Below are 21,082 nucleotides of genomic sequence, written 5' to 3'. Positions count from 1 at the left end.
ACTTCATCGGGATTAACCTCCGTCCACTCTACTTATTCCTCTTTTACCATGATAACCATTAGTCTTTCAGCAACGCCGGCAAAAGCAAGAGTAACCGAATTTTTCTGGCATTATCTCAACTTATGTCCCTGTGTAAAAACATACCGGAACATATCCTAGCCTTTTCGCCCAATCCGGTATGCAACATTAGCTGTAAGTTTGGGACTAGAAAATTTGGCAAAATATTTTCCTAAATCTGACTTTTCCTCATCTAAAGGCACAGTCATTTTAGTTTCGTTACTGCTTAGTATGTCTATTTTATGATTTTCAGCTAATTGGTCAAACCAATTATAAAATTCGGAGCTATTGTTATCAATAAACAAGAAAAGTGAGCCGATTTTTCCCTGATTAAATAAGTGAGCGAAGTATTCATCGGCTGAGTGCCGTAGGCTAAATACTTCTGACATAAAGTAAATCATTGTAAAAAGGTCTGACTCAAAATACTTGCTGTGAGATTCCCAGTCATCACGTTTAGTGACATCGAGTGGCAGATAAGAAGTTGATATGCGAAATTCGAGGTCTTCTACTTTGTCATCAACGTCACTCCAAGATTCTGCCCAGCTTTTCTCCCGATCGCAGAGTTGAAACTTTATTGTTGGTGACTTTTTGTTCGTCATCAAGTATTTGAGTATTCCCAAAAAATCGCTGCCTGGTCCTCCTCCAATACAAGCTACCTTGACTTTTTGGTTGTCAAAAAGATTACCTAAAACAGTATTTTGCTGAATAATACTACACACCAAATTAGAATGGGATGTTACGTAGGCATAAATATAAGCAAACCTAGTCGTCGGGTCGCTATAATTTATGTTACATTCCTGCGAGAGTTGAAGATATTCTTCTCGCAGGTATTCTAGTGCGTCATTAATTACCTCATCCTTTTCAGCTTCATCTCCTGGAATTTGGACATAAGCTTCATCAAGAACAGATTTAATTATTTGAAAGCAATTCATAGTACATAGCTAATTGACACCAGTCTCATCTTAAATGACGATTCAGGATTTGGTTGGTGAATACATAAAAATTTATGTATGTTACAAAAACTAATTATCCTTGTCTTGTTAAAATGCTAAAATTAGCTTTACATGATTAATGGTAAAGCTGGGGAGTGCTTGTGTCAACAACTGTATATTTATAAATTTCAGTAAAACGTAATCAGCGAGCAGATTTATGTATACTCAACTTTCATTGTGGGAAGAGCCAAAAGCAGAAAGCCAGAAGCATGGTCAGCAATTATCTCTGCCTGATGCCGAAGTAATCATGTACCGCGACTTCTTCAATAACAATGAGAGCAACGAGATATTTGCGGAATTGTACGGCACTATTAATTGGAAGCAAGAGGTGACTCTGCTTTTTGGCAAGCAAGTCGCTATACCGCGACTTACCGCATGGTACGGAGATGCAGGTAAATCTTACACTTACTCCAACATAAAAATGGAGCCTAATCTATGGACACCTACACTCATAACAATCAAATCTAAAATAGAAGCAATAGCAGGTACATTGTTTAACAGCGTGTTGCTTAATCTATATCGCGACGGCAAAGATAGTGTAGCTTGGCACAGTGATGATGAATCAGAACTTGGTGAAAACCCAGCGATCGGTTCTGTAAGTTTTGGGGCTACTCGTCGTTTTATGCTCAGGCACAAATACCAAAAAGAAATGAAATTAGAAATTCAATTAACTCCTGGAAGCCTCCTGCTGATGAAAGGAGCAACCCAGCATTTTTGGCAACACCAAATTCCGAAAGCAGCCAAAGTTACTGAACCCAGAATCAACCTTACTTTCAGGAAAGTAAGCTAAATGAATAAATGGTAATTTGTAATTGGTATATGCGTTTATCTGCCTTTAATTGCGGTTTTAATAAAAAACTATTGCAACTTTTGTTAGCAGTAAAAGTAGCGATTTTAGCACAGCAATAACAGTACCGCCGAATTAGCGATCGCACGGGAGTGCCGCTGCTAAGGCTGAGTTTGGGTCAAACGGCTAGTTTGTTGTGGCTGCGCGGGTTTTTGGCGGGTCAGCAGAAAGGCTCAGACTGATGTGAAGGCCGATCGCACTTCTTTTCTCTCAAAGTCTCATTCTTCACGTTTAGCAATTTTGCCTGTTAAGGTGTTGTGCATCCCCTTAAGTTGTACCTCATCTTTATTCCCTAACTCTTTCAAGTTCCTTAACTAACTCGAAGCTAAATGTGATCGAACTATTGACATAACTTTAGCAACATATATATTAACAATTCGTAAATAGCTAGGTCGGGAGGAATAGAAATATCGACAAAAATAATTATATCTGAAGATAGACGAATCCTAAATTAAACACAGCTAGCCTATATAACTAGCATCAAATAAAATACTTAAAAATTGCTTATAATAAATTGATTGATCTAAGGAATTTTTAAGTATTGCTTAACGTTAAAAAGAAGGAAATTTATGGTACTAAGCATTATTGTTCACGGTGGAGCAAAAACCATCACAGAAGACAAGGTTGCAGCCAACAATGCAGGCTGTACCGCAGCAGCAGAAGCTGGTTGGGAAGTGCTGGCAAGGGGGGGTACAGCAGCAGAAGCTGTTGAGGCAGCTATCCGGGTTTTGGAAGCTGACCAGACATTTAACGCAGGCTTTGGATCGGTTCTCAACAACCAGGGACAGGTAGAGCTAGACGCAGCGATGATGGAAGGCGGTTCATTAGCTTGGGGAGCCCTCGCCAATGTTCAAGGCGTGCGCCATCCTATCTCCGTGGCGCGAAAGATTATGGATAAAAAACCCATGTTCTTAGTAGCGGATCACGCAGAACATTTTGCGGCAGAAAGTGGAGCCGAGATGTGTACAAAAGAAGACTTAATCGCGGATGAGCAACAGGAAGAGTGGGAGGAGGAAAAAGAAGTTATTGACCGCCCCAATACCGTTGGTTGTGTAGCTTTGGATAGTAGTGGCAGCTTAGTTGCCGGTACCTCAACAGGCGGCACTATGAATAAGCCCGCCGGTCGCGTCGGCGACAGCGCCATTATCGGCTCAGGCTTGTTTGCTGACAGTCAACAGGGCGGTTGCTCGACCACAGGCGATGGCGAGTCGATTATACCAGTAGTTCTGGCTAAGACGGCGATCGATTTTCTCGCGTCCGGCAAGCACCCAGACGATGCAGCGCAGATGGCTATTGAGACTCTGGCATCTAAGGTGGCAGGAGAAGCTGGGTGTATCCTCATAGACCCTCAAGGGCGGGTTGGCTGGGCGCATAACTCAACCGACATGGCTTGTGCTTATAGAACCGAAGAAATGGACAAGGTGGCTGTGTTCACTAAGAAAAAACAACTCGTCCATCATTGAAATTATTGAGGTTGCATTCTCCCTAGTTGGAGAGTGTTAAAATTCCGCAACTAATATCTTGTTTCCTAGGTATTAAGTAGCTGGACATCAATAAACACTTTTTCAATTTGTAGGGCGGGCATTGCCCACCCTACTTTTAATTATGTCGAGCTACTTAGTGGTCGGCAAAACAGTTCAATTCAAACTCGACTTGGATGTTTCTATGAACTCAACATACGACTTTCCTTACTTTCAGGGTAATTCTCTTTCCGATTTATTTGCTCCCGACATCACAGATGCACGTTATGCGTTCATCCTAAATTACCCTGCCACTGCCAGTTGGGCTGCTTACCCCAACAGGGAAAAATACTTTATTCAAGACGGCAGCAGTGAAGCCACCAAAACTTCTTTCGACAAGATTGGCCAGAAAGAACCTTGGAAAAATCTGGCTGTGTTAGGCGATGCCATCCCAGGGATTGTGATTAATTCGCCGCCGAACTCGCTGATGGACTATTGGCGGGAGCATTTTGGCTTCAGCTACAGCAGTATGGAGATGATAGACTGCTCAACTTATCTCGAAGATCTCAGCGTAAGCGATCGCTTTGACAAACTCCTCACTCTATTTCCCTTCGACAATCTCAAACCGGAAAAACACGCCGTCCATCCCGACATCCACTACCACTTGCTCAGCAAAGCAACGCTAGCAGAATTAGGCGTGCAATGTCCGAAATACCAAACCTACAATCTGCACGAAGTCAATCTCGAAAGCATTCAGTTACCCGAGAAATTCCCCTACTTAATTAAAGCATCCCACGGACTTTCTGGAGAAGGCACTTATATTATCAAAAGCGCCAGCGATCTCAACTACTGCTTGCAGGAAGTGAGGAAATATCTTGATATTAAGTTGCTGGATACGATTATTGTCTCGGAATTCGTCAAGAATGAAGTGCAGAACTATTGCGTGCAGTTCTATGTAAGCAAAACGGGAAATATCACGCTTATCGGCACTACCAGCCAACTTGTCACCCCAGAGGGCAGCTATTTAGGGGGATTAATTCACTACCGCGAAACCGACATGAGTAGGTTTTTTGAGATGATTGCCGCTATTGGTAAATATGCTCACCAACAGGGTTATTTCGGCGTTATTGGCTTCGACGTGCTGGAAGACTCTGAGGGAGAGTTGTATGCCATTGATGCCAATTTCCGAGTTAATGGCTCGACTCCGCTTTGTGTGCAGCGCCATACCTTACTGGGGCTGGGAAAGGAGGTGGCTCAATATTCCAGTAGCTGGCGAATGGATGGGACTTTGGAATCGATTCTTGTCACGCTGAAATCAGAACTCGCTCGCAAGGACTTGATAATCTTGTCAGCTTTAGAGAAGGTTAAATACGGAAAAATCTACACCGAAATTTACGGGATAGTTGCGGGTGAAGATATGAAGGAAATGCAGCACATCGAGGAGAATTTGCACAGTAAGGGATTGCAGCAATTTGGTTGATATCTCTACTCTACCCATTGCAGCGGTTATGGGGTTTTCCCGGTCATTTGGCGCGCACAACCAACACCGAACAAGGAGCCTCAGCCACAACCTCCGCACTTACCGAACCCTCCAAAATCCGCTTTAAACCAGTCAAACCCCGACAGCCGATCGCAATTAAATCGGCCTTATAGATATGAGCCAAACGCACAATTTCTTCTGCAGGTTGTCCCGAAACAATTTCCAATTCGCTCTGGCAAGGCAACTTTTCCTGATAAGATTGCAGTAACTTCTCCACCTCTCGGTAAGCAATCTCATCTCCCTGAGCGTGAGGTCGATCGACAACCGCGTCAAAATCCGACATACCAGAACTCACAACATGAACTAGAATCACCTTTGCCGTCGGTTCTAGCTGAAATTGTCCTACAGCTTGCAAAACCCGTTCTGCAAGCTCTGAATTGTCGATCGCTACCAAAACAGTATTCAATACCATGCACCTTTAAATCTGAGATATTTAGACTTTAAATATTTCGTTGATTGTCGCCTACTTTCCCCAATTTTCGCGCTTCCCACCAACATCATTATTACCTACCCAGAAACCCGGTTTCTTAACATAATTGCGTCATTTAAGCAAGATACTTGAAGAAACCGGGTTTCTTAAGCCCGCAGTGCGTAAGTAGGTACGTGCAAATAAACTGGACCGCTTGTCACAGAATGTAAAGCTACCATAATCGCAAGAGAATTGCTTCCTTTCATTGCATTTCACTCGCTTTTGACTACCTCTGTATTTTGCCGCTCATCTACTTAAATCTACCATCTAAAACTCACCCTCTCCCTCATTTTCAGTCCGCAGCCGCACCGAATCAGCGTGAGAAGGAAGCCCCTCTGCTTCCGCCAAAACATTAATCGCCCTACTCACCTTCTTAAGTGCAGCAGGCGAATATTGAATCAAACTCGAATGCTTCATAAAAGTTTCGACACCCAGCGGCGAAGCATAGCGCGGAGCCCCAGAAGTCGGCAAAGTGTGATTCGGCCCAGCCAAATAATCGCCCACAGCTTCCGGCGTCGAGCAGCCCAAGAAAATCGCCCCAGCGTGCCGAATTTGGTCGAGCAAAGCCCAAGGATCTGCAACTTGCAATTCCAAGTGTTCGGGCGCAAACTCGTTAGAGAGTTCCGCCGCGGCTTTGAGCGAGTCAACTACCACGACTAAACCATAGTTGGCGATCGCCTTTTCTGTTAAAGTTCGGCGCGGGTGATTTGCCAACTGTCTGTCTACCTCAGCCACCACCTTCCTAGCCAGCACCGAATCCGCCGTCAGCAAAATTGCCGACGCCATCGAATCGTGCTCAGCTTGAGCCAACATATCCGCAGCCACGTGCACGGGATTCGCCGAACCATCCGCAATAATCAGCACCTCCGACGGGCCAGCCAGAGAATCGATCCCCACAGTCCCGTAAACCAGCTTTTTAGCTAGGGTGACGTAAATATTCCCCGGCCCAGTAATTAAATCCACCTTCGGAATAGTTTCCGTACCGTAGGCCAAAGCCGCGATCGCCTGGGCCCCGCCGACGCGATAAATCTCATCAACTCCCGCTTCCTGAGCCGCTACCAGCACCGCAGGATTCATTTTCTTCTCCTGTCCGGGGGGAGTACACATTACCAGTCTCGGCACCTTGGCGACCTTCGCAGGAACCGCATTCATGATCACCGAGCTCGGATAGGACGCCTGACCCCCAGGAATGTAGATTCCCGCTCGATCAACCGGCGTGTAGCGCTTGCCCAAAACAATCTCGTCATCGCCAAACTGCACCCAAGACTTGGGTACGCGCTGTCGGTGAAACGCCTCTACCTGTTTGCAAGCCAGCCGGATGGCATTTAATAATTCTTTCGACACCTGCTGGTAAGCAGCATCCAGTTCGGCGCCGGTCACGCGTAAATCTTCCACATTTAGGGTCATGCGGTCAAATTCAGCAGTGTAGTGCAGCACAGCCTGATCGCCTCTGCGCCTTACAGCTTGCAGCACCTCCCGCACGGTGGCTTCTTTGTGAACGACAAGTTCGTCATGGGTGCGATCGCAGATCCGTCGCAGTTCAGCTTGTGCCTCAACCCACTGAGTAATGATTCGCAGCATGGAGATTAGGAATGCCGTCTATAACTTCACTAACATTTGCTTGACAATTGGGGATTTTTGTGGCGTTCTCCTAGAGAAGTAGGCCACCACCAGTCCACAAGCTTAAACCGCGAGAGTCGCGGCATTTTCCAAGGCTTCAGTGCAGCGTTTAAATCTCTGTCGAGGATTTTGCAACACTGAGGACAAGTCACAACCTTCTCTAGGAATTGCCCGCCAGAGAACCAGGTGCGGAGGGAGAGGGTTGGAACGCAGAAGGGGAGAGTGTCCGACCCCGATAATATCCGAGAGGGAGAGTGTTCGAGCGGAAGAATTTTGATTCTGCCTTCTACTTTCTACCTTCAGATCCGTGCTGTCTTCTACCTTCTACCTTCTACCTTCAGCTTTTTACCTTCTACCTTCGGTAAGTGCTTCTTGCCGAAGCCCAAATAACCCGTATTCTTTGTTATAGCTTAACTTGGATTTTTCAGAGAATTGGATTTTAAGCAGAATAGGTGCTATATTAGTTTTTCCAACACCTGATAATTTTTTTATAAAAAAACGCCAAATTATTGTATACTTGAAAATTGCGCGCAAGAAACCGTGACTTTAACTCGTGACGGTGGAAACACCGCAAAACGCCTCTGTAAGACCCATGTCCTACCTTATGGGTATTGTCAGCGGTAAAAAACAGGCAGTTAAATGAGTCAATAAAAAATTATTGCGCGGGCGTCGCCAAAAAGTAGCCACAGACTCAGCTCAATCTGAGCTAATGGAAAGTTGGCTGTCTCACTCCGCCTTTAAAAATCAAGCTTTTTGCGGATCGATCCCGAAAAGGTTGTCCTTCAAAATCCCCGTGTCTTGGGACTCTCTTGAGACTAGGGTGTATCAATGAATACCTACTTCCAGCAACTGAACTATGGCAAATATTAAGTCCGCCGTCAAACGAGTCAAAATCGCCGAACGTAACCGCTTGTACAACAAATCTTACAAGTCAGCGGTCAAAACTTTGATGAAGAAGTATTTCGCTGCCGTAGACAAGTACGCCGCAGCTCCCAGCCCGGAATTAATGCAAGAAGTCCAGCAGCGAATGTCTGAGGCCTACAGCAAAATTGACAAAGCTGTCAAAAAAGGTGTACTCCACCGCAACAACGGCGCTCGCAAAAAGTCCCGCTTGGCAAGAACCCTCAAGCCGCACGAAGTATCGGTAGCATCTTAAGGAAGCAGAAAGTTCGGCAACGAAGCAGTGTACAAGATTGAAGGGATGGATGTTGAGGGAAGAAGTCAAGGGTGAAGAAGTCAAGCGTGAAGAAGGAAGAAGAAAGAAAGAAGACGGAAGATTTTTCCCACACACTCTCGGCCACTCCCACTCCCCGACTCTCTCACTCCCCCTCGCCCTATCCCACCAGGACTCTCCCGTATCACCTCTAATCTGCTTCCCCCATGCAGCTCATCGACACTCACGTTCATATCAACTTTGAGACCTACAAATCTGAGTTAGAAGCCATTCGAGAACGCTGGCGCGAAGCTGGTGTAGTTCGGCTGGTTCATTCTTGTGTAGAGCCAGAAGAATTTGCCGGCATTCAAGCAATCGCCAATCAGTTTGCAGAAGTCTCGTTTGCGGTTGGACTCCACCCCCTAGATGCCGAGAAGTGGACAGACGAGACGGCGAGCCAGATTAGGGAATTAGCGAATTCGGACTCTAGGGTAGTGGCGATCGGCGAAACCGGACTGGACTTTTATAAAGCTGACGATCGAGAACACCAGTTTAAAGTGTTTGAGGCACAGCTTGAAATCGCCCAGGAACTTGACAAACCAGTCATTATCCACTGTCGCGACGCCGCCGCCCCAATGGCCGAAATGCTGAGGAACTTTTGGCAAACACGCGGGCCAGTGCGCGGGGTCATGCACTGTTGGGGAGGCACACCCGAAGAAACCCAGTGGTTTTTAGACCTAGGTTTCTACATCAGTTTTAGCGGAACAGTAACCTTTAAAAAAGCCTTGCAAATACAAGAATCAGCTTGTATGGTAAATAGCGATCGCATCCTAGTCGAGACAGATTGCCCTTTTCTCGCCCCCGTACCCCAGCGGGGAAAACGCAACGAACCAGCCTACGTCTACTACGTAGCCGAGCAAGTTGCTAAATTGAGAGGAGTTTCTCTCTTAACTTTGTCCCAGCAGACAACCGAAAATGCCTGTCAGCTATTCGGCTTTTCAGTTTAGTTATAGCAGAACAGAGAAACGAGGAAAACAGGTCGATTTAGGAGCCAGCGATCGGGACAATTTCATTTCTATCCTGCCGGAAAAACCGGATTCATCCTTTATTGGAGATTCTTTTAGCGTTGCCTGCTGCGATCGGATTTGCGTCCTATAATAAAAAGAACCGCCCGATCGGGCGTTGGCTTAGTATCCGCGACTGCGATGTCGCCCCGGAAATGCCAACACAACGCGAGTACGCTAACCTTCGGGATCGGCAAAAACTTCACGCAATACCTCAAACTTACACACTCAAACTTACAGATCAGAAGAAACTTGGAACCTCAGCAATTTGGCAATAGCTGTCAAGTCAATTTTAGGAGTCAAAAGTGTAGGGAATTTACCCCGGGATACCACGATATCAGAGCTAAAAGCATCTCGATCGGAACTAAAATCCGCACAAAAATACTGCGAGCCACCAGCAAAAATAACCGTTGCAGTAGTGGGCAGGCGATCGAAAACATCATATAAATTCTCTCACACAATCAATCAAAAAAACGCAACAAGGTAAAAAAGCCCAGCCTTGGCGCCATGTAAAAAGCTAGAGCCACTGCGGAAAAAGGACCCCCATGACCACTAAAGATTACACAGAATTCGCCTTCACCTTGCCCGATTTGATCGAAATCCAGCGGGCAAGTTTTCGCTGGTTTCTAGAAGCCGGGCTGATCGAAGAACTCGACAGCTTCTCCCCGATTACAGACTACACGGGGAAGCTGGAACTCCACTTCATGGGCAAAGACTTCAAACTCAAGCGCCCGAAATACGACGTGGACGAAGCCAAGCGCAGGGACAGCACCTACTCGGTGCAAATGTATGTACCCACCCGCCTGATTAACAAAGAAACAGGGGAAATCAAAGAACAAGAAGTCTTCATCGGCGACTTGCCCTTGATGACCGAGCGCGGCACTTTCATCATCAACGGCGCGGAACGGGTGATTGTCAACCAAATCGTGCGTTCCCCAGGCGTCTACTACAAATCGGAAACCGACAAAAACGGTCGCCGTTCCTATAACGCCTCGCTCATCCCCAACCGAGGCGCTTGGCTCAAGTTTGAAACAGACAAAAACGATTTAGTCTGGGTCAGAATCGACAAAACGCGCAAACTATCGGCTCAGGTGCTGCTCAAAGCCCTCGGACTCACAGACGGCGAAATATACGACTCCCTGCGCCACCCGGAATACTTCCAAAAAACGATCGAGAAAGAAGGACAATTCGGCGAAGAAGAAGCTTTGATGGAGCTCTACCGCAAACTCCGTCCAGGGGAACCCCCCACCGTGGCGGGCGGCGAACAGCTCCTCAACTCGCGCTTTTTCGACCCCAAACGCTACGATTTGGGCCGAGTCGGCCGCTACAAACTCAACAAAAAATTGCGCTTGACAGTCCCCGATACCATGCGGGTGCTGACATCGCAAGATATCTTGACGGCGATCGACTACTTAATTAACCTCGAATTCGACATCGGCTCCACCGACGACATCGACCACTTAGGCAACCGTCGCGTCCGCAGTGTCGGAGAACTGCTGCAAAACCAAGTCCGCGTCGGTCTCAACCGCTTAGAACGGATCATCCGCGAACGGATGACCGTCTCGGATGCCGACTCCCTGAGCCCCGCTTCTCTGGTCAACCCCAAACCGCTGGTAGCAGCAATCAAGGAATTCTTCGGTTCCTCCCAGCTATCGCAGTTCATGGATCAAACCAACCCTCTGGCAGAACTGACTCACAAACGTCGGCTTTCCGCCTTGGGCCCTGGAGGTCTGACTCGGGAACGCGCCGGGTTTGCAGTGCGGGACATTCACCCGTCCCACTACGGCCGGATTTGCCCGATCGAAACACCAGAAGGCCCAAACGCCGGCCTGATCGGTTCCTTGGCAACCCACGCCCGCGTCAACCCCTACGGCTTCATTGAAACTCCTTTTTATCCAGTAGAAAAAGGACGGGTGCTGCGCGACAAAGCCCCTGTTTACATGACAGCCGACGAAGAAGACGATTTGCGCGTCGCCCCCGGAGACATCAGCCTCGACGAAAACAACAACCTCTTGGGCGAAACCGTAGCCGTCCGCTACCGCCAAGAATTTACTACCACCACGCCGATGCAGGTGGACTACATGGCGATTTCGCCCGTGCAAATCGTCTCCGTAGCGACATCGCTGATTCCGTTCTTGGAACACGACGACGCCAACCGAGCTCTGATGGGATCGAATATGCAGCGGCAAGCTGTGCCGCTACTGAAACCAGAACGGCCCCTCGTCGGTACGGGCTTGGAAGCTCAGGCGGCCCGAGATTCCGGGATGGTTGTGGTTTCCCGGATCGACGGCGAGGTGATTTACATCGACGCTACCCGGATTATTGTCAAACCCCTGGCTGTAGATGCCGAATCGAATTCCAGCGAAGAACATTTCCTGATTAAGGAATACGACGATCTCAAAGTCAAACAGCCCTCGGTTTGGAAGCAAAAATATGCTGGCTGCATCGAACACGAACTGCAAAAATATCAGCGCTCTAACCAAGATACTTGTTTAAACCAGCGTCCGCTGATTTATGAGGGCGATAGAGTCGTAGCAGGTCAAGTGCTCGCCGACGGTTCCTCCACCGAAGGGGCAGAACTCGCTCTGGGTCACAATATCCTCGTAGCTTATATGCCTTGGGAAGGCTACAACTACGAAGACGCGATGCTAATTAGCGAGCGTTTGGTGTACGAAGATGTCTACACTTCGATCCACATTGAAAAATACGAAATCGAAGCCCGCCAAACCAAACTCGGCCCCGAAGAAATCACCCGCGAAATTCCTAACGTCGGCGAAGACGCGCTGCGCCAGCTAGACGAACAGGGCATTATCCGCAAAGGTGCCTGGGTAGAAGCCAGCGACATCCTAGTCGGCAAAGTCACCCCCAAAGGCGAATCCGACCAACCGCCGGAAGAAAAACTGCTGAGGGCAATCTTCGGCGAAAAAGCCCGCGACGTGCGCGACAATTCCCTCCGCGTCCCTAACGGCGAAAAAGGCCGCGTAGTGGACGTGCGGGTGTTTACCCGCGAACAGGGCGACGAACTGCCCCCCGGCGCCAACATGGTCGTCCGCGTCTACGTAGCTCAAAAGCGCAAGATTCAAGTCGGCGACAAAATGGCCGGCCGCCACGGAAATAAGGGTATTGTGTCCCGGATTCTGCCTATGGAGGATATGCCTTATTTGCCCGACGGGACTCCGGTTGACATAGTGCTCAATCCCTTGGGCGTACCGTCGCGGATGAACGTAGGTCAGATTTTTGAGTGCTTGCTGGGATGGGCGGGCGAAAATCTGTCCATGCGCTTCAAGATGGTGCCTTTTGATGAAATGCACGGCGCTGAAAAGTCGCGGGAAACCGTACACGGCAAGTTACAGGAGGCGCGCGAAAAAACCGGCAAGCCTTGGGTGTTTAATGAAAAGCACCCCGGCAAGACTATTGTCTACGATGGCAGAACTGGGGAACCGTTCGATCGCCCCATCACAGTCGGCATCGCCTATATGCTGAAGCTGGTTCACTTGGTAGACGATAAGATCCACGCCCGCAGCACAGGCCCTTACTCGCTGGTAACGCAGCAGCCTTTGGGCGGCAAAGCGCAGCAGGGGGGTCAGCGGTTCGGAGAAATGGAAGTCTGGGCTCTGGAAGCGTTCGGCGCAGCTTATACTTTACAAGAGTTGCTGACTGTCAAGTCGGATGATATGCAGGGGCGGAATGAAGCGCTGAATGCGATCGTCAAAGGCAAAGCTATTCCGCGCCCCGGTACGCCGGAATCTTTCAAGGTGCTGATGCGGGAGTTGCAGTCTTTGTGCTTGGATATTGCTGTGCACAAGGTGAATACGTCCGACGAGGGCAGCGAGCACGTTGAGGTGGATTTGATGGCAGATGCTGGGGGCAAGCGATCGCCCTCCCGGCCTACTTACGAATCGCTTTCTCGTGACGAACTTGACGAGGATTAGGCATTAAAGATTAAAGATTAAAGATTTTTTGATCGGATTCAATTCTTTAATCTTTAATCGACAATCCCCAATTAAAATGCCTCAGCAGTGGTACGAACACTGGTGAGGCGAATCAACGCTCTTAAGAGGAGAGACGCTGACATGACTATTGTAACAGTTGTCCCAGGAATAGAAGGAGAAGTTGACCGGGCGACAGGCTGTATTAACTGGCAAGGGAGCAAGCTGAAAAATGGTTACGGGCGCAAGTGGATCGAGGGCAAAACGGTATTAGTCCACCGATTAGTGCTCGCATCAAAAATACCAGGATTTCTAGATTCCGGTTATTTTGCGTGCCACATCTGCGACAATCCAAGCTGCATCAACCCAGCACATCTCGTAGCTGGAACTGCGGCTGAGAATACGCAGCAGATGATGGGGCGCGATCGCAAAACTCCCAGACGCAAAAGTATTCCGGGTATTGGCCAACTCTCGATCGAACAACTGCGGGAAATTCAGCGTAAATATTTAGCTGGAACCATCAAAAGCCACCTAATAAAAGAGTATGGCGTACAGTATGACACTATTACTAAGATACTTCAGGCAAAAATTCCCCATAACTTCACTACAGTTCCCCCCGGTTTTGTAGGAGAAATTCAAGACAGCGGCTGCATAATTTTTCAAGGTGCAAAGGATGGTCAAGGTGGTTATGGCAGGTACTTTAAAAATGGGAAATCCCAATCAGTTACTCGTGCTGTTTTAGCAGAGAAATTAGGATGTGAAGTTCCGACTTCGATGGATGCTTGTCATACCTGCGATAATCCCAGTTGTATTAATCCAGAACATCTTTGGGGTGGAACTCGCACTCAAAATTTATTAGATGCTTCTAAGAAAGGACGCACTCAAGGCAAAAGTCATCCCCTTTCCAATGCCAAATTAGACTGGGAAAAGGTGCGAGAAATTAGGCAAAAACTAGCAGCAGGTGAGAGAGTGAAGGATGTAGCTCAGGAATACAGTGTTGGTCGCAAAACCATACACGATATTAAGTATCACGTCACTTGGAAGGAAGCAGGCGAAGAGGTTCCAGTTCCTCGCATGGGTGGGTATCTCGATCGCAAATTGACTTTCGAGCAAGCTCTTGAGGTACGAAAAAGAATTAGAGGTAGAGAATCAATCTCTAAAATCGCTGATGACTTTGGAGTCTCGTCAAGTGTCATCTCTGATATTAAAAACCACGTCACATATAGAGGAGTATAACATTGATTTAAGCCGTGAAACAAGCAACCCAAAAAAATAAACAACCACAAATAATCGACTGTAAATTATTAATTGGAGTCAAGAATGGCTAAAATAGAACAACGCTTTGATTACGTCAAGATTGGGTTAGCTTCACCAGAAAGAATTCGACAGTGGGGAGAGAGAACTTTACCCAACGGTCAGATTACTGGAGAGGTGACAAAACCGGAGACCATAAATTATCGCACGTTAAAACCTGAAATGGATGGCTTGTTTTGCGAGCGCATTTTTGGGCCGGCAAAAGATTGGGAATGTCATTGTGGCAAGTACAAACGAGTTCGCCATAGAGGCATTGTTTGCGAGAGATGCGGTGTTGAAGTCACTGAATCTCGCGTCCGCCGTCACCGGATGGGATTTATCAAATTAGCAGCTCCAGTAGCTCACGTTTGGTATCTCAAAGGCATCCCGAGTTACATGGCAATTCTGTTAGATATGCCGCTCCGAGATGTCGAACAAATAGTTTATTTCAATGCCTATGTTGTTCTCAACCCCGGTAATGCCGAAAAACTGCAATACAAGCAATTGCTAACCGAAGATGCTTGGCTGGAAATAGAAGACGAACTTTACAGCGAAGATTCCACACTCACAGGTGTAGAAGTGGGGATTGGTGCTGAAGCTTTGCAAGTTTTGCTGCAAAATATTCCGCTAGAAAGTGAAGCGGAAAAGTTGCGGGAAGATATTGCCAATGCTAAAGGTCAAAAACGGGCGAAGTTAATTAAACGTTTGCGGGTAATTGACAACTTCATCGCTACGGGATCTCAACCCGATTGGATGGTGCTCAATGTGATTCCGGTGATTCCCCCCGACTTGCGGCCGATGGTACAGCTAGACGGCGGGCGTTTTGCAACGAGCGACCTCAACGACCTCTACCGGAGAGTCATCAACCGCAACAACCGCTTGGCGAGACTCCAAGAAATTCTGGCACCGGAGATTATCATCCGCAACGAAAAGCGGATGCTGCAAGAAGCTGTGGATGCGCTGATTGACAACGGTCGCCGGGGCCGGACAGTGGTGGGGGCAAACAACCGCCCGCTGAAGTCGCTGTCGGACATCATTGAAGGGAAACAAGGTCGCTTCCGGCAAAACTTGCTGGGGAAACGGGTTGACTACTCCGGGCGTTCGGTGATTGTGGTGGGGCCGAAACTGAAAATTCATCAGTGCGGTTTGCCGAGGGAAATGGCGATCGAGCTTTTCCAGCCTTTCGTCATCCACCGCTTGATCCGCCAAGGATTGGTCAACAACATCAAAGCTGCCAAAAAACTGATCCAGCGCAACGATCCCAGTGTTTGGGACGTGCTTCAGGAGGTGATTGAAGGACACCCGGTAATGCTAAACCGGGCGCCGACCCTCCACCGTTTGGGGATTCAAGCCTTTGAGCCGATTTTGGTGGACGGGAGGGCAATTCAGCTTCACCCGCTAGTATGTCCGGCTTTTAACGCTGACTTTGACGGCGACCAAATGGCAGTGCACGTGCCTTTGTCTCTGGAATCTCAGGCGGAAGCGCGCTTGCTGATGCTGGCTTCTAACAACATTATGTCGCCGGCAACCGGAAGACCGATCGTTACTCCTTCTCAAGATATGGTGCTCGGTTGCTATTACTTGACAGCCGAAAATCCTGACGCTCAAAAAGGAGCCGGTCACTATTTCTCCAACCTTACCGACGCGGTTGTCGCTTACGAACAAGGAATCGTTGACTTGCACTCTTATGTGTGGGTGAGGTTTCAAGGCGCCATAGAAAACTCAGAACCCGAGGGAGAACCGCTGAAGGTGGAACGCTCTACCGACGGTATAGTGACGAAAGAATACAAGTTCCGCCGGGTTCGGGAAGACGGAGACGGCAAGGTGATCAATCAATTCATTCGCACTACTCCGGGCAGGATTATCTATCACCAAACGATCGAATCGGTAATTAACAATTAGAAATTGGGAATGGGTAACAGGTAAAAGGTAACAGGTGATGGGTAATAAAGGGTCAATTTTTGCTAAAAAATAAGAGCGATTGAAGACGGAAAAATTACCCATTACTACTTACCACTACTTCGGAGACGTGATTCCTAATCGAAGTCGAAGGGCAGTAAAAGTTACTAATTACCAAGTAAGTAGGTAGGTGCAAGTAAACTTTATTATGGGAAGGGCAGGTGAGTGCATTCATCTCCTAGCTTAGCTCTCTTCCTTATACGCTAAACTCCCCCTACAAAATGCTTGTTGTTTTTTCCCGCTACTCTACTTACCAATTACCAATTACCAATTACCAATTACCAATACTTTGGCTACGCGGTTCCTAAATCCTTCGGATTCGCTCAGGGGAACCGAAGTCGAACGGCAGTAAAAGTTACCAATTACCAATTACCAATTACCACTACTCAGAAAAATGACAGAAAATAAGGAAATTGTTTTTCGCAATCGAGTTGTTGACAAAGGTCAGCTCAAAAAATTAATCTCTTGGTCTTTCATGCACTACGGAACGGCCCGTACAGCGCAAATGGCCGATAAACTCAAAGACTTGGGTTTTCGCTTTGCGACACGAGCGGGAGTTTCGATTAGCGTAGACGACCTGCAAGTGCCCCCGTCAAAACGATCGCTCCTCGATGCCGCCGAAGAAGAAATCCGCATCACCGAACAAAAATACACCAGAGGCGAAATCACCGAAGTCGAACGCTTCCAAAAAGTAATCGATACCTGGAACAGCACATCAGAAGACCTCAAAGACGAAGTAGTCAAAAACTTCCGAGCCACAGACCCCCTAAACTCGGTCTACATGATGGCATTCTCCGGGGCGCGGGGAAACATTTCTCAAGTGCGGCAGCTAGTCGGAATGCGCGGATTGATGGCTGACCCCCAAGGAGAAATCATCGACTTGCCAATTAAAACCAACTTCCGCGAAGGACTCACCGTCACCGAATACATCATCTCTTCCTACGGCGCGCGCAAAGGCTTGGTAGATACAGCTTTGCGGACGGCAGACTCTGGCTATTTGACTCGCCGTTTGGTGGATGTGTCCCAAGACGTAATTGTGCGGGAAGTGGACTGCGGCACTCAGCGGGGAATTCGAGTACGGCCGATGACGGACGGAGCAACAGTGCTGATTCCCCTCAAGGACAGGCTGCTAGGGCGGGTGTTCGCCAAAGATGTGGTGCACCCGAAAACCGGGGAAATCGTGTCTTACGGCAGCGAAAAAGCCGTGCGAAATCAGCCAATTACCGAGGAGTTGGCGACGGAAATTGGTAATTCTGGGGTGGCAGAGGTGTATTTACGATCGCCCCTGACTTGTGAATCTACGCGATCGGTTTGTCAGCACTGCTATGGCTGGAGTCTCGCCCACTTGAAAATGGTGGACATGGGAGAAGCGATCGGGATTATTGCAGCTCAGTCGATCGGGGAACCGGGAACCCAGCTCACCATGCGTACCTTCCACACCGGCGGCGTATTCACTGGAGAAGTCGCGAAACAAGAACGCGCACCCTTCCCGGGCGTAGTGAAATTCAAGAACTTGCGTACTCGCTCGTTCCGCACCAGACACGGCGAAGAAGCACTGGTGGCAGAAAACAACGGCAAACTTGTATTTGAGGGCGACGGATTTGAAGAAGGGAAATCCGGCGCCAAAAATCAAAAACTGAAAATCGAATTGGCGATCGTCCAGGGTTCTACTCTGATGGTCAAAGACGGACAGCGCGCCATTCCCGGTCAAGTTTTGGCAGAAGTGCCGATCGTCGGTCGCGCCGCCCGCAAAACCACTGAAAAAGTGACTACAGACGTGGCTTCCGACTTAGCCGGAGAAGCCAAATTTGCTGATTTGGTGCCTGAAGAAAAAACCGACCGCCAAGGGAACACAACCCGCACAGCCAGCAAAGGCGGACTGATTTGGATTCTCTCAGGAGAGGTCTACAACTTGCCCCCTGGTGCCGAACCAGCAGTGAAAAATGGCGATCGCATTCCGGCCGAAAGCGTAATTGCCGAAACCAAACTCATCTCTGAACACGGCGGCGTAGTCCGCATCGCTGACCCCAGAGAAATTGAAATTATCACCGCCCAAGTCCTGCTCGACCAAGCAGTCGTGCGGGCAGAAAGCGCAGGCGGCCGCGACCACTACACCATCGAAACATCTTCTAAGCAGCGGTTTTCTCTGAAGACGGCTCCCGGGAGCAAAGTCATCAACGGGGAAGTCGTCGCCGAACTGCTCGACGACAGCTACCGCACAGCTACAGGGGGCATTGTCAAGTACGGCGGGGTGGAAGTCCACAAGCGGGGCAAAGCTAAACTTGGCTACGAAGTCGTTAAAGGCGGGACTCTGCTCTGGATACCGGAAGAGTGCCACGAGGTAAATAAAGATATTTCATTGCTGCTGGTGGAAGATGGCCAGTACGTTGAGGCCGGTACTGAGGTGGTTAAGGATATTTTCTGCCAAACCAGCGGGGCAGTGGAAATCACTCAGAAAAATGACATCCTCCGGGAAATTGTGATCAAACCCGGCACACTCCATGTAGTTGACCGCCCGCCGCTAACATTTGGGGAAGGTCAAATCGTCAACGCCGGTGAAGAAATTTTCCCCGGCTTGGTTGCCGAAGAGTTGGGCTATGCGGAGTATATCGAAACTCCCGAGGGCCCGGCTTTGCTGCTGCGGCCTGTGGTGGAGTTTCCGGTGCCGGATAAGCCACCTGTGCCTTCTCAGACGGCGCTGAATGAGTCGATCTCTTTGAAAGCGGTGCAGCGACTTCCTTATAAGGATGGGGAGCGCGTCAAATCAGTCGAGGGATTGGAACTGCTGCGGACTCAGCTTATCTTGGAAATTGGTTCGGGAGCTCCGCAACTGGCGGCGGATATCGAGCTGCTGCCGGATGAGGAGGATGCTACGGCTTTTGGGGCGGACGGTTCGGGCCCGGCTTGGGGTTCGCCTGAAGACGCTAGTGCGTCGCAAGAGTTGGCGATGGCTGTGGCTGATGGGGGCGATCGAGCTTCAAAGACTTTCCGCTTGCAGCTAGTCATTTTGGAATCGCTGGTGATTCGGCGGGATGTGTCTGCCGATCCGACTCAGGGCAGCACTCACACGCGGCTGTTGGTCGAAGATGGGCAGTCGATCGCGCCCGGGGCAGTAGTCGCCCGCACGGAGATTCTCTGCAAAGAAGCGGGTATCGTTCGAGGCATCCGTGAGGGGCATGGCGAACCAGTGCGCCGACTGTTGGTGATGCGAGATGCGGATTCTATTTCGATCTCTGTGGCGGGTACGCCGGATGTGAGTCCGGGTCAACTGCTGGTGGCTGGTACCGAAATAGCTCCGGGGGTTGTTCTCGAAGAGTCCGGCCAAGTGGTGAAGGTTGTACCTGCGTCGGAGACAGAATCGGCGAAACTCTTGCTCAGGGTGGCTCGTCCTTACCGGGTTTCGGCCGGTGCTGTGCTGCACGTAGACGACGGCGACTTGGTGCAGCGGGGTGACAATTTGGTGATTCTGGTGTTTGAGCGGGCAAAGACTGGGGATATCATTCAGGGTTTGCCACGGATTGAGGAACTTCTTGAAGGGCGGAAGCCGAAGGAAGCTTGTATTTTAGCCAAGCGGCCGGGGACGGCTCGCGTGGTTACGGATGACGATGTTGTGGAACTTGCGGTGATTGAGGATGATGGCCGGATTGAGGAGTATCCTTTGTTGCCTGGTCAAAACCCGATCGTTTCCGACGGACAGCGCGTAGGCGTCGCCGAAGCTTTGACCGATGGGCCCGCCAATCCTCACGAAATTCTGGAGGTGTTCTTCCACGTGCTCAAGGAGCGGCAGTCTACTTTTGAGGCTGCTTTGGAGAGTTTCCAACAGGTGCAGACGTTTTTGGTGAATGAGGTGCAGTCGGTTTATCAGTCTCAGGGCGTGGATATTTCTGATAAGCACATCGAGGTCATCGTCCGCCAGATGACCAACAAAGTCAGGATGGAAGATGGTGGCGATACTACTATGCTCCCGGGCGAGTTGGTAGAATTGCGGCAGGTTGAGCAGGTTAATGAGGCGATGTCAATTACTGGTGGAGCGCCGGCGGATTATACTCCGGTGTTGCTGGGGATTACTAAGGCTTCGCTGAATACTGATAGCTTTATTTCCGCTGCTTCGTTCCAGGAGACTACGCGGGTGTTGACTGAGGCTGCGATCGAAGGTAAGTCTGACTGGCTGCGGGGGCTGAAGGAAAATGTGATTATCGGCCGCCTGATTCCTGCGGGTACTGGGTTCAATGCCTATGAGGATGCTGGGGTCCAGGATGCGGGTTTTGATGGTGCTGTGTTTGATGACGACATCCACGATTTACAGGAGGATGTGGTACTTGATGACCGTACGGCGCGTCGTGCTTATACGATCGAGAGCGGTTTTGAGATCGGGCGCGGGTCTGATCTTGAGCCTGATGAGGATTTTGAGGAAGTTGAGGTTGATGAGGACGAGTTTGTCGCTGAGACTGATGATGATGCCTTGGGACCTGATGGTGACGATGATGATGATATCGGTTTTGACTTCGATGAGGACGAAGACTAATCATAGTTTTGAGCTTGCATGAATGAGTGAACAGCGTTGTGTTCGCTGAGGATAAGTTGGTTCCTCGCCACAACGCACACTCCGATTTCATGAGTTAAAAAAGCTCAAATTTTTCCTCACAAATTCCAAGTCCGAACTCATAGCATTGTGCTATGGGACATCGAAAGGAAGAAG

The 21,082-nt window shown here is 49.0% G+C and carries 13 protein-coding genes; 10 read left to right on the top strand and 3 right to left on the bottom strand.

The annotated features are described in order from the left end of the window. Positions 1–155: 155 nt before the first annotated feature. The gene (locus tag QUA62_RS22295; RefSeq protein ID WP_333406767.1) at positions 156–989 is read right to left on the bottom strand and encodes a hypothetical protein; all 834 of its coding nucleotides are present in this window, start codon (positions 987–989) and stop codon (positions 156–158) included. Between the two features lie 217 nt (positions 990–1,206). Between QUA62_RS22295 and QUA62_RS22290 the strand changes: the two genes are divergently transcribed. The 3 genes from QUA62_RS22290 (at position 1,207) to QUA62_RS22280 (ending at position 4,836) form a co-directional block, all read left to right on the top strand. Further along, a complete protein-coding gene (locus QUA62_RS22290) occupies positions 1,207–1,839 on the top strand; it encodes an alpha-ketoglutarate-dependent dioxygenase AlkB (protein ID WP_333406765.1) in 633 nt (210 codons plus the stop codon). Between the two features lie 626 nt (positions 1,840–2,465). Further along, a complete protein-coding gene (locus QUA62_RS22285) occupies positions 2,466–3,359 on the top strand; it encodes an isoaspartyl peptidase/L-asparaginase family protein (protein ID WP_333406763.1) in 894 nt (297 codons plus the stop codon). 142 nt (positions 3,360–3,501) lie between these two features. Then, the gene (locus tag QUA62_RS22280; protein ID WP_333406761.1) at positions 3,502–4,836 is read left to right on the top strand and encodes a carbamoylphosphate synthase large subunit; all 1,335 of its coding nucleotides are present in this window, start codon (positions 3,502–3,504) and stop codon (positions 4,834–4,836) included. 43 nt (positions 4,837–4,879) lie between these two features. Here the strand turns inward: QUA62_RS22280 and QUA62_RS22275 are convergent, their stop codons facing one another. Together QUA62_RS22275 and hisD are read right to left on the bottom strand one after the other, a co-directional pair. Beyond that, complete coding sequence (locus QUA62_RS22275; RefSeq protein ID WP_333406760.1) at positions 4,880–5,308, bottom strand: universal stress protein; 429 nt, start codon at positions 5,306–5,308, stop codon at positions 4,880–4,882. Positions 5,309–5,632: 324 nt separating this feature from the next. Then, on the bottom strand, positions 5,633–6,946 hold the full coding sequence (gene hisD / locus QUA62_RS22270) for a histidinol dehydrogenase (protein ID WP_333406759.1): 1,314 nt from the start codon (positions 6,944–6,946) through the stop codon (positions 5,633–5,635). Between the two features lie 895 nt (positions 6,947–7,841). Here hisD and rpsT point away from each other — a divergent pair. The 7 genes from rpsT (at position 7,842) to QUA62_RS22235 (ending at position 20,908) form a co-directional block, all read left to right on the top strand. After that, entirely contained in the window at positions 7,842–8,141 is a 300-nt protein-coding gene (gene rpsT, locus QUA62_RS22265) for a 30S ribosomal protein S20 (RefSeq protein WP_006632886.1), read from the top strand. Positions 8,142–8,365: 224 nt separating this feature from the next. Continuing rightward, positions 8,366–9,145, top strand: coding sequence for a TatD family hydrolase (locus QUA62_RS22260; RefSeq protein ID WP_190660454.1), 780 nt, complete (start codon positions 8,366–8,368; stop codon positions 9,143–9,145). Next, positions 9,114–9,296 carry a hypothetical protein gene (locus QUA62_RS22255; protein ID WP_333288348.1) on the top strand — a complete coding sequence of 61 codons (183 nt, stop codon included), beginning with the start codon at positions 9,114–9,116 and terminating at the stop codon, positions 9,294–9,296. Before QUA62_RS22260 ends, QUA62_RS22255 begins: the two co-directional genes overlap by 32 nt. A gap of 451 nt (positions 9,297–9,747) precedes the next feature. Beyond that, positions 9,748–13,134 (top strand): DNA-directed RNA polymerase subunit beta, encoded by a 3,387-nt coding sequence (rpoB, locus tag QUA62_RS22250; protein ID WP_333041547.1) that lies wholly within the window; start codon positions 9,748–9,750, stop codon positions 13,132–13,134. Positions 13,135–13,275: 141 nt separating this feature from the next. After that, positions 13,276–14,367 (top strand): HNH endonuclease, encoded by a 1,092-nt coding sequence (locus QUA62_RS22245; protein ID WP_333406757.1) that lies wholly within the window; start codon positions 13,276–13,278, stop codon positions 14,365–14,367. Positions 14,368–14,451: 84 nt separating this feature from the next. Continuing rightward, on the top strand, positions 14,452–16,326 hold the full coding sequence (locus tag QUA62_RS22240; protein ID WP_333406755.1) for a DNA-directed RNA polymerase subunit gamma: 1,875 nt from the start codon (positions 14,452–14,454) through the stop codon (positions 16,324–16,326). A gap of 451 nt (positions 16,327–16,777) precedes the next feature. Further along, positions 16,778–20,908 carry a DNA-directed RNA polymerase subunit beta'' gene (locus QUA62_RS22235; RefSeq protein ID WP_333406753.1) on the top strand — a complete coding sequence of 1,377 codons (4,131 nt, stop codon included), beginning with the start codon at positions 16,778–16,780 and terminating at the stop codon, positions 20,906–20,908. Positions 20,909–21,082 lie beyond the last annotated feature (174 nt).

This window comes from Microcoleus sp. MON1_C1, assembly GCF_036701945.1.
Lineage (GTDB): Bacteria > Cyanobacteriota > Cyanobacteriia > Cyanobacteriales > Microcoleaceae > Microcoleus.
This window is presented reverse-complemented; position numbering and strand designations above follow the sequence as displayed.